At 32.3% G+C, this 10,799-nt stretch carries 9 protein-coding genes and 4 pseudogenes; 9 read left to right on the forward strand and 4 right to left on the reverse strand.

The genetic code is table 11. The features are described 5' to 3' along the window. Positions 1–416: IS110 family transposase (locus ACEWK1_RS26070; RefSeq protein ID WP_416636793.1), on the reverse strand; the 416-nt coding region annotated here is incomplete at its 3' end. Between the two features lie 455 nt (positions 417–871). Here ACEWK1_RS26070 and ACEWK1_RS26075 point away from each other — a divergent pair. The 5 genes from ACEWK1_RS26075 (at position 872) to ACEWK1_RS26095 (ending at position 4,332) form a co-directional block, all read left to right on the forward strand. Next, positions 872–1,237 (forward strand): DUF4304 domain-containing protein, encoded by a 366-nt coding sequence (locus ACEWK1_RS26075; RefSeq protein WP_098798545.1) that lies wholly within the window; start codon positions 872–874, stop codon positions 1,235–1,237. A gap of 207 nt (positions 1,238–1,444) precedes the next feature. Further along, the gene (locus tag ACEWK1_RS26080; RefSeq protein ID WP_098798521.1) at positions 1,445–1,708 is read left to right on the forward strand and encodes a CPCC family cysteine-rich protein; all 264 of its coding nucleotides are present in this window, start codon (positions 1,445–1,447) and stop codon (positions 1,706–1,708) included. A gap of 160 nt (positions 1,709–1,868) precedes the next feature. After that, positions 1,869–2,174, forward strand: coding sequence for a hypothetical protein (locus ACEWK1_RS26085; protein WP_098798522.1), 306 nt, complete (start codon positions 1,869–1,871; stop codon positions 2,172–2,174). A gap of 484 nt (positions 2,175–2,658) precedes the next feature. Then, positions 2,659–2,967 (forward strand): helix-turn-helix domain-containing protein, encoded by a 309-nt coding sequence (locus ACEWK1_RS26090; protein WP_098798523.1) that lies wholly within the window; start codon positions 2,659–2,661, stop codon positions 2,965–2,967. Positions 2,968–2,970: 3 nt separating this feature from the next. Then, positions 2,971–4,332, forward strand: coding sequence for a hypothetical protein (locus ACEWK1_RS26095; protein WP_098798524.1), 1,362 nt, complete (start codon positions 2,971–2,973; stop codon positions 4,330–4,332). A gap of 481 nt (positions 4,333–4,813) precedes the next feature. On the opposite strand, the gene ACEWK1_RS26100 is transcribed toward ACEWK1_RS26095, so the two are convergent. The 3 genes and pseudogenes from ACEWK1_RS26100 to ACEWK1_RS26110 form a co-directional block, all read right to left on the reverse strand. Beyond that, entirely contained in the window at positions 4,814–5,437 is a 624-nt protein-coding gene (locus ACEWK1_RS26100; protein ID WP_212137856.1) for a hypothetical protein, read from the reverse strand. Positions 5,438–5,453: 16 nt separating this feature from the next. Beyond that, the gene (locus tag ACEWK1_RS26105; protein ID WP_212137858.1) at positions 5,454–5,969 is read right to left on the reverse strand and encodes a matrixin family metalloprotease; all 516 of its coding nucleotides are present in this window, start codon (positions 5,967–5,969) and stop codon (positions 5,454–5,456) included. Between the two features lie 517 nt (positions 5,970–6,486). Then, positions 6,487–6,573: pseudogene (locus tag ACEWK1_RS26110) on the reverse strand (Rep protein); the annotation flags it as partial. A 315-nt stretch (positions 6,574–6,888) separates the two neighbouring features. On the opposite strand from ACEWK1_RS26110, the gene dnaN reads away from it, so the two are divergent. The 4 genes and pseudogenes from dnaN to ACEWK1_RS26130 all read left to right on the forward strand — a co-directional run. Further along, on the forward strand, positions 6,889–8,004 hold the full coding sequence (gene dnaN / locus ACEWK1_RS26115) for a DNA polymerase III subunit beta (protein ID WP_212137860.1): 1,116 nt from the start codon (positions 6,889–6,891) through the stop codon (positions 8,002–8,004). Positions 8,005–8,857: 853 nt separating this feature from the next. Beyond that, positions 8,858–9,372: pseudogene (locus ACEWK1_RS26120) on the forward strand (restriction endonuclease subunit S). Between the two features lie 18 nt (positions 9,373–9,390). Further along, positions 9,391–10,167, forward strand: a pseudogene (locus ACEWK1_RS26125) (type I restriction-modification system subunit M N-terminal domain-containing protein); the annotation flags it as partial. After that, a pseudogene (locus tag ACEWK1_RS26130) lies at positions 10,164–10,799 on the forward strand (DEAD/DEAH box helicase family protein); the annotation flags it as partial. The pseudogenes ACEWK1_RS26125 and ACEWK1_RS26130, both read left to right, overlap by 4 nt.

Consider the following 10,799-nt stretch of genomic DNA (forward strand, 5'->3'; position numbering starts at 1 on the left):
CTTGTAAGATTACGAAGGTTTAAGAGTTGGATACCTCTTTTCTTATACGGTTCAATTTCTTCTTTATAGAATAATTCACATAAAAGATAGGCATCGACAGCGTCTGTTTTTACCTTTCTTAAACTTGCACTTCTTGCTCGATAAGAGATTAGGGGATTCACAATAATATAAATATATTGATGTTGCTCCAAAAATTGAATGACTGGAGATTGATAATGTCCTGTCGATTCTAAGATAACCGAAGGTTGTTTACCATCAGCTACTTTTTCAACCTCTTTTAAGAATACTAATAGAGCTTCGAAACCCTCTACTGTATGTTTTACACTAAAGCTTTTACGAAAAGGTTGTCCCTTATCCAAGAATGCATGTACCTGACTTTCACCTTTAGAAACATCCAGACCTATTACTGGATTCATCAATCATCTCCTCCTTAGAATTTAAGATTAGTCGGTTGTCCCTAGAGCTGCTTGTACTGTCATAGGTTCGCTTGTTAAACGGGATCTTTGTCCCAACCAGCCTGAAACATGATTATACAAGTAGGGAGTGAACAGTTTTGCGGACGGGATCATGTCCCACAAGCGCTTCGTTCTACTCCGACTACCGCTATAATAAAACTAAATAAAAAAAGTTCAACCAGTAAAACCTGGTTAAACTTATATTACGAACAAAGCGCTGTTCTTGAAAAAAGGGTTATAGTTTTTTTAAAAATACCTCAGGAAATGAGAAGCACACTTTGAAAAGGAAAAGGAAGTGTAAGTAGTTTCATTTATACTAAAGGAGTAGAATAGTTGAAAACCAATCAGAAAAAAGAGGATGAAAAATGGCATTGAATGACAGGGAAATGATGAATACTTCTTGAAAAAAAGTTGCAATACCTTTTTTAAGAGAACAAGGATTTAAAGGCTCATTACCTCACTTTAGAAGAAAGAATGAAACTAACATAGATTTAATTACTTTTCAATTTAACAAATGGGGAGGCTCATTTGTAGTTGAATTAGCGATTTGTACAATAGAAGGTATAGCAACACATTGGGGAGAGTACATTCCACCAAACAAAGTTACTGCCCATGATATAAACGAAAGATTTAGGTTAGGAGCCAAATCAATAGATGAAGACGGTATATGGTTTAATTTTGAAAATGCAAAATCAGTAGAAGATTTTGAGAAAGTTGCATCCATTGTTGTAGATTTATTAAATGTATCTGACCGTTCGTGGATTACCAAGTTCTTCAAGTAAATTGCTATCTTCAGCAATAGAAAGCGCTTTTAATGAATAAGGAAAAGCCTTATGTAAGTTAATGAATGATTGTTTAGAAGTGCTTGTAAAGTATTATCAATTCGTATTATCTTTTTCATGATGCCCTTCAGTTAATTTATGAACATAAAGTGGATAGTTTTATAGGAAATATTATAGACTTTTTTCTATATAGAGTGAGGCGATTACATGAAATATACTTGTCCTTGTTGTGGATATAAAACATTGGATGAAGAGCCAACAGATACATATGCAATTTGTAAAATATGCTTTTGGGAAGACGATGGTGTACAATTTCGAGATCCAGATTACCAGGGGGGAGCAAATGATGTTTCATTAAGGCAAGCACAAGAAAACTTTATTAAATTCGGTGCATGCTCAGAATTTTGTATTGATTCTGTTAGAAAACCAAGCCAGAATGATATAAAAGACCCTAATTGGAAACCTTTGTAGGAATTATTAGCACTCCAATGTTCGATCTTCCACAATAAAAGCGCTAGAGTAGAACATTAATGGACTGTAGCAGCAGTCTGTTTTTTATTTCATTATTTGTTATTGGGCAGGATAGTTTCAATTTAATGTTGAATCAATTTAGAAAAAGGAGTTGATTAATTTGGTAGGAGTATTAAAAAAACTTTATCTTCAATTTATAGCTTTGTTTTCAGTATTACTTTTATGTTCTTCAGCATTTGTTGATCCTCGGAGTTGGTGGAGTATACGTGAAATAACAGAGTTTAGTGCTGATGGTTTTTCATCACAATTTTCTTGGATAAAAATATCATGCTATGCCCTAATTGTTATAACTATAGTTGGTATACTAAACATACCTTTGGCAAAAAGAGCGTTTAAAACTATAATGAAACTTGGAGTGATAAAACTTCAATTGCTTTTAAATAATGTTAGAACTTTATTGAATTAATGAATTGAGAATGGGTGTTACTTATTTTTGTAAGATCCAAATTGAATGCTTTCTTTCTTCGACAATAAAAAGCGAGATTGTGAAACAACGTAGGTAGAATGATCAAACTTTTTTATAAAAACCAAACTTAAATCTGCTGGAGAAGAATCCATTTTGATCAATCTTTTTTCAAAATGGATTCTTTTTATTTATCGTAAAATATGGGTTTGCAAGGTATTTTTGATCAAACTTTATTTCAAAGCTACAGAAGGTATTGATTAAATTAAAATTGAAAACAGTATTTTGATTAACTAGATTATTTGTTGAAATGATTAATTTTAATCAAAAGCTGATATTAGGAAAAAGTTTTTCTTTATAATATGGGAATATTGACGTATAATTTAATGTAAATTGATAGAATCGTTAGGCGGAAGACGCATTTATCTCTTGGTATCAAGACTAAGAGATAGGTGCGTCTTTTTTTTGCTTAAGAAAGGAAGAGAAGATGGAATTTTTATCTGTTTATCCAAATTTAATTGAAATATTACTCCCTCCTCATAAAGGGGAGTGTGTCCTTTTATTTAGAAAGCAACTTGGATTAACTCAATCAGAATTAGCGGAAAGAGTAAATTTATCTAGAAGTGCGATTTCTAAAATGGAATCAGGAACGTCAGGTGTTAACGAAAAGGTATGGGAATACGTTACCAGGAATGTCTTTCAATCATTGCATAGTAATGAAAAGGTCTCATATATCGAATTTAGAGAAGTGTTAGAAAAAGTCTTTTTCTATAGTCAGAAAAAAGGTGTGAGTTAAAAGATGGATGTTATTATTGGCACTGGTAATGAACATTTAGATGCCATGATACAGGAGGATATAAAAAAATCTGGTATAGGTCATGTTGTTGCTATCGTTCCTACAAGAAGATCACTGGTGAAAAAAATAAATGAAGTATCTCCGGAAATGACTATTATAGGTGATGATTTATTAGGTGAAAGTAATAATCGTGGTGAGTCAGATGTTGAATGGGAAAATATTATAGAGGATATTAGGCGTTTTAGTTATAATTTGAGGATCGTTTTCTTCTGTGATCGATCTGAAGATGACTTATTTTTAGCAAAGCTAACCACTTTTAACATTACTGATATCTTTAACGAAGGTACATTTCCAAAAGATTATATCCAGCAGTTAAATCAAGAACCAAATTTCAAAAATATAATCCGCTTCAGGAATCAAGTTGAAAAAGCCACAGAAGATATGAAAAAAAAGAAAGTAGAAGAAGAGATAAAGGCTGCTGAAGAGATTATTGTTTCCGGTGTACGTCCGCAAGAAGGAAGAGTTGTTGAAAAGATTGTTCCGGTATATCAACAATTAATTGTACAACCTAAATTAATAGTGTTTGCTAGTGCGTTTGAGGGGGCTGGATCGTCCTCTATGGCTAAGTTATTTGCTGAACACCTTGCAACATTGAATCTTCATGTAGGTCTTGTAGAAAGCCCATATGCAGCTCCATATTGGTATGAAGCAATAGATGGAGAGGTTAGAGTAAAAGAAGATTGGAAAAGTTGGTTTTCAAGTATAGATAAAGACCAAGTTATTCGTAAGGGCAGCGATATAGAAGTTGAGAATGTTACGTATATCATAAAGGGACCTAACGACTTATTAGAAAAGTGGTCTTTATTAAAAACGGCTTATCTCATTGGATATGCACGTCAAATTCCTATAATCGTTTATGATATGTCTCATAATTTAACACATGAGCATGAAAGGGTTATCTTAAAGCAAGCAGACCATATATTCATTACTTCAACTTTTGATCCAGTGCGAGTGAATAGAAGCGTTGATGAGTATAGCGAGTTTAGAAAACAAATACCCCCTGAAAAGATTTCAATGATTTTAAACTACTCAACAAAAGACCTGCGTACAAAGTATGAAGATAAACTAAGGGATTCATTTTCAATTAATGGAGACGTCTACCATATACCATATGTTCATGAAATGACGACAGCTTTAATAAAAGGATGTTCCACATGGGAGCATATACCCGAAGATGATGAGTTTAAAAATGAACTAAAAAGCACGATGGCAATTCTTACAGAAAAAGTAGTAGGGAAAGAACTGCTTAGTAAATTATTACCAGAATCAAAGAGGAAGCGTTGGTCCTTTTTTAGTAAGAAATAGAGTGAAAATATATTAGAGGAAATATGCAAAAAAGAACTTATAAACATTGGTCTATAGGAGAACAAGAGCAACTTATTGAATTAATACAATATAGATTAAAGTATCACGAGATTGAATGGAGAAAGTTCAGTTTATTAGCTATTATCACACTTTATCTTCTTTATATATCTTTTTCATTTACCGCAATTGATTGAAATTTTGGTGGTATTGAAAGAGGTTTAAATAATTAATATTTTCTAAGCCATAGTAAAATCCTAAATAAGAATAAAAAATCAATATCTCTCATTATGTGAACAAAGAACCTCAAAAATATTTAAGAAATACCCTAAAAAGGTTAATCTATCAATATTGTATAAAATAATGCATAATCTATAAAAGTAACAAAGAGCCAACCCGTTGATATCATTGAGTTTGGCTCTTTTACTCGCTTCGTATTGTTGATGTTATGGTAACTAAAGATGTATATGATATACTCTTAGCTTTAATTTTCAACCAAATTGATTTTATCTTTATATTTTGCTTTTGCTTCCTTAATTAGTTTTTTAACACTTTTATCATCACCATTAAATTCTAATTCATCTGTTTCTAATGGAGCCTTACCATATACAGCACCTACAGGGATAAATGTTCCAGGATCAGAGCTACTTTCATCCATAAATAATATATAATGTTTACCTTTTTCCATAAGTTCATATCCATCTAAAGAATAATTAACCTTTTTTTTGCCATCACCAATAGTATCACTAGCAGCATTTTCTAATACAGAAATCACATCATTTTTAATAACTTCTTGACCAGAAGTATTTTTAATAACCTTCTTAACTTGAAAATTTGATATTGTATAGCCACCCATAATACCTTCATATCCATCTTCACCTACTACACCATCTTCTAGTATGGTAGGTTCCTCTTTATTTAATTTCTTCCCTATAACAATTAAAGTGGATTTATGCTCCATAGCTTCAACACTTTCAAACCCTTCATGTTTTCCGTGACCATAAAAAGACTGTTCAGTAACAGGTTCGTTATCTTTGTAAATATAAATACCACCAAAAAAGATTAGTGAAACTAAAATCGTTTTAATTAGAATCCCTTTGTATTTCATTTGAAAATTCCCCTCCTTAATATCTCGCTCGAATGCCAGACCAATCATCTGATACAGGATAAATACTATCTAGCCATTCTGGCCCCGATACCATAATTGAAGGAACATCATCTTCATGAGCTAATCCCAATGAATGTCCAACCTCATGTGCTGCCGTTTCTTTTTCTCGATCATCAGATAAAGGACCAAAATCAGCCCAGAAAGTTATGTTTGAATAATCACTAGTACTACAACGACATTCACTGACTTCTGTAGCATAGTCATTTGTATCAGTTGATGAATATTCGAATCTTATCGTAGCTTGTGATTTTGTGTATTTTTGACCATAAATCACAATCTCAGGTGCTGGATCCCAAGCAAAAACTCCATGTCTAGCATCGGTATTCCATGATCCTACCGAAGAACCAATGTAATAAGTTATTCCTTTAGGGTTAGGCACTTTATTTCCTAAAAATCCATATGCTTGTGCAGATATTGTAGTAAGTAAACACACAATAACCAATAAACTTGAGAAAACAAATTTCTTTTTCATAATATCCTCCTATTCTTAAATATCTAGTTAACTAATTTCTACAAAAAATGTTAAATTCCTCCTTTTATTCAAAATATTCAATCTATTAAGTTATTTGCCTTTATGGCATAACCAAATCTCAATAAAATTAATGCTGCAAAACAAAGAGCGAATTACTGTGTGTAACATAGAGAGTGAGAAGGGACAAGTTCTAGAAAGTCGGTTAAACCATTGGTATATATGGTTTTTTTGGTTACACCTAAGTTTTATGAATAAAACCACCATACAAACTGGTTTTGGTTGCCTTAATGGCAACCTTTTAGTCTTTAAGACATTAACGAAAAATTATGAAATACAGGTTTGCAAAACCAAAGGGCGAATTGCTATTAAATAATAGTGATAATAGAGAGGGTTTTTAAAAAGTGACTTGAAGAGTTGATATGACTAGGTTTGTTAAGGTTTTTAGGGTGTCACCTTTTTAAATAAATACAAATAAAAAAAGACCGTATCACTTTACAGATACGATCTAAAATCTTTATTAAAAAAACTTTGCAGGAAAACTTACCTTTTTACCATTTTGATCTTTAAGATTTTTTAAAGAGTGTTGAATTAATCTCATAGTAAGTTAGTATTACATGTATATAGTAGGTTATGAAGAAGATATACTTGCACTTTGAACAAAAATAGTTAAAGGTAAGTGTTGGCTTTTAGTAGTTAAATAACTTATTTGATCTAATAAAAAAAAGTAGTATAATAACCATATATTTATTTCTTATTGCTCAGATAGAGCCTTGCATTGAAGTTTTAAGCCCTATGGGTAGTATTTTCTCTTAGAGGAAGTCTGCCCATAGGGCTTTTTTGCGTTGTCATAAGGAATAAATCTTAGTTTAGTAGGGCGCTCACCTATTAAATTTTATTACACATTTTAGGAGGGATTTAAGTGAGCATAAAAATTAATCATTTAAAGGGTTTTTTACAAGTATTAGAAAGGGCAAAAGCTGTAGCATCTGATAAGAATGACGACATCAAATCTGGTGTATTAATTCAAGCTAAGGGAACATCTTTATCTATTAGAGGAATGGACGAAAATATTAGTTTACAGATTCAATCAAATGAACTAACAGAAGCAACCAAAGAAACATCTTTTTTGGTTCCGGCCTCGTTTTTTCAAGAATTGATGAAGAATTTACCTAAAGGAGATGTGAAATTAGTCAAAAAGGAATCGAAAAATGAAGTAAACATAGTAGTGGGGAAATCTCAGTTTAACATTGCAACTATGAATGGTGAAGATTACCCTGTAGTCGACGTGCTTCAAGAGGGTAATTCCTTTAAAATTGACGGTACTCTTTTTTCAGAAGGTCTCTCAGCTGTTAAACACGCAACATCAGAAAATGAAACAAGACCAATCCTAACAGGGGTACATATTGTTTCAAATGGTCAGTATTTAACTCTAATTGCAACAGATAGTCATAGGTTAGCTGCTAAAGCAGTTCCTTTACTTCAGGAAGCTACAGAATTGAAAAATACCGTCTTACCTAAAAAGTCGATTGATGAACTTATTCAAATTCTATCAAACGTCAAAGAATGCGAAATGATCATTCACGAAAATAGGATGACCATAAAGACAGATAATCTTACTTTTACCACAAGGCTTTTGGAGGGGACCTATCCAGACATTACTAAGCTAATTCCTAATGATTTTGAATGCCAGTCTAAGGTTAATAGGGAAGAGCTTATAAGAGCTTGTGATAGAGCAAAAATTTCCTTGAAGCCGGATAAAAAGAAAGTGGCGAAATTTCACTTTAAAAACTCTGAATTACCTGCATTAGATCTTATTTTTACAACTAGTATCTCTTCAGGAAAAGAGGAATTATTTTTAGCTGATTTAGAGGGAGAAATTACACTAAACCTTGATGTAGTTTACCTTAAGGATTCATTACAAAGTCTTACTAAGAGGGATGTACTAATTCAGTTTGCTGGAGTAATGAAACCCGTACTCATTAAGCCTGTCAGTGAAGATGCTGCACAATTTGCGCTTGTGTTACCAGTCCGTTAGGAAGAATTTAATACACTTACAAATCATCACGAGACTGTCGTGATTTTTTTATTGCACATTTTAGGAGGATGAACAATGAAAAGCCCATATTTAACAAGAACTAAAGAAGTCATAGCAATGAGTAGGTTAAAACGAAAAGTTGAAGCTTATAAGCGGATCTTTCAAGTAACTATGATGTAAAAGTTTCAAATAAAGATTTGAAGTCATTAGCAATACGTTAATAAGTGCTAATTACAAAAAATAGAAGTCATTAGAGAACTATTACGAATATGTAATAGTTCTCTATTAATAAAGAGGAGGAAAATATAAGAGAATTAAGAGATTCAGAGATATATAATCTTGTGCAAGCAATGACATTTTAAAGAAGTGATCGCGCTAAAAGTAAACAGGTGCACATATATGTTGAAAATTATAAAAATAAAGTTTTTTTTATTTGGCGATTTTTTTAATTATAATTGTTTAGATAAACAGTCCCGTGTTAAATGCAAAAAGTGTAATAACTTTATAAAAAAAGACAATACATAGAGAATTTTCTTTTTATTATTTTGTTGTTTAGTATTTTTTATTAAACTGGAGTCAAGCGTAAACCTAAAACCTAGTACTAGCTCTTCCTCTTCCTCGTCATATTCCCCTACATATAAACAAGATCTAGAAAAAATGTACGAGTAAGTTTTTCAGTAAAGTAATCAGTTCTTCATCTTTTGCTTTTAAAGAATCTTTTGGACTTAATTATAAAACAACAAATATTATTATGTAATTGTTAAGGAATAAATTGACCAAGCACTTTCAGAGTGATAGGTTGTAGTTGTAACTAAGAATTTAAAAGAATTCCCTTCTTTGAAGAGGGTGGGATGTGAAACATGAAGATACTGTAACTGTTAAAATAGGAAGGAATCTCTCGAGGATCTAATGAATAATTTAGACGGTTCATTTTTAGACTCATAAGCTATTTCTTTAGGTAGTATTTCCAATTATAACGAAAGCTTTATGAGTAACACTGGAGATGTTGCATTGTTAGTTCAAAGCGGGGATAGTGAGTGATTTAAACCAAGTGAAGATCATAAACCAAAACTTTGCAAAACTTATCATTGAATGTGATCAATTGGGTAGCAGCTATTTATGTTATACGTTGAATGAATCATACTCAATGAAAAGCAGATGGCTATCTCCATGCAATGAGTAATGTTCCAAAATTAAGTCCAGCGTTTTAAAAGAATTAGAAATCAAGTTACCAAGTATTGAGAAGCAGTGGATAATTGGAAAAGCATATTTCATTTTTAAAAAGCGTCAAGCTTTGGCAAAGAAACAAGTTGAACTCTTGAAGAGCAATGTTATTTAGAAGGATTAAAGCAATTAGATCAACAATAAAAAAGTGAGGAACGCAACATGGCTGAATTATACGCAAAATTATTTAGTGCTGCAGACAACCTGCGAAGCAAAATGGATGCATCAGAGTACAAAAACTACCTATTAGGATTAATCTTTTACAAGTACTTATCTGACAAGTTATTAGAAAAAGTAGTTGAAATAGCAGATGAATCGCAAGAAGAATACAATACACAAGAGAAGCAAACTCAATTGTATATGGATTTATTAGCAGATGAAGAGATAAAAAATGACTTGATTGAAACGTTAGTTGATACACTGGGCTATGATATTGAACGAAAGTATTTATTTAATGTATTAACTAATCAAGCGAAACAAAACACGTTTCAGTTGAATGACCTGAATAAAGCCTTTATTGATTTATCTACGAAATATGATCAATTTAATGGATTGTTTGATGATGTTGACTTGAAATCAAAAAAACTGGGATCCGATGATCAACAACGAAACATAACCATTACAGAAGTACTGAAGAAGCTAAATGATGTCGATGTCATTGGGCATAATGGCGACGTTATTGGGGATGCCTACGAGTTCTTAATTGGCCAATTTGCCTCAGAAGCTGGTAAAAAAGCTGGAGAATTCTATACACCTCATGAAGTATCTGACATGATGGCTCGTATTTCTGTAATTCGTCAAGAAGACAAAAAATTGTTTAGTGTATTTGACCCAACCATGGGATCAGGTTCCTTGATGTTGAATATTCGGAACTATATTAACCATTCAGAAAGTATAAAGTATCATGGACAAGAACTAAATACAACGACCTATAAGGTACTCAGCGCTTTAAGAAACTAGTGGGACAACATATTGTCTTTGTCGTGGATGAATGCCATCGAGCGTTAAGTGCAGAAGGAATGGAAGCGATAAAGGGATTCTTTCCAAACTCTACATGGTTTGGCTTTACAGGTACACCGATTTTTAATGAAAATAAAAAACAAGCTAAAGGTCAATTAGCTCGCACCACTCGTGACCAATATGGAGAAGTTTTACATACCTATACCATCAAGAATGCCTTAGATGATGGGGCTGTACTAGGATTTCAAGTAGAGCACGAAGATACGATTGAACCAACATCATTAAATAATCATATTTTTGCTTTTCTGCATCAAAGTGAAAAATACGCTCATTTTAGTGATGATGAAATAAATAACATTATCGATCAAATGGATGGAATGGAAAAGGAAGCATTTCTCGAACCAGCTTCTTTCGAAAGTGATGATCATATTCAAAAAGTCATTCATAAGATTTTTCGACCAGATAATGCTTATACCAAATTTGATTTCCAAAATGGCCGTCCGCAAAAGTCTGCCATTTTAACAACAAGTTCCATTGATATGGCGAAACGCTACTATCATGCAATAAAGGAAATGACTAAAGACCCGGAATGGTTGAAGAAAGAATTTGCT

The organism is Metabacillus sp. YM-086 (assembly GCF_048059995.1).
Classification (GTDB): Bacteria; Bacillota; Bacilli; order Bacillales; family Bacillaceae; genus Metabacillus; species Metabacillus litoralis_B.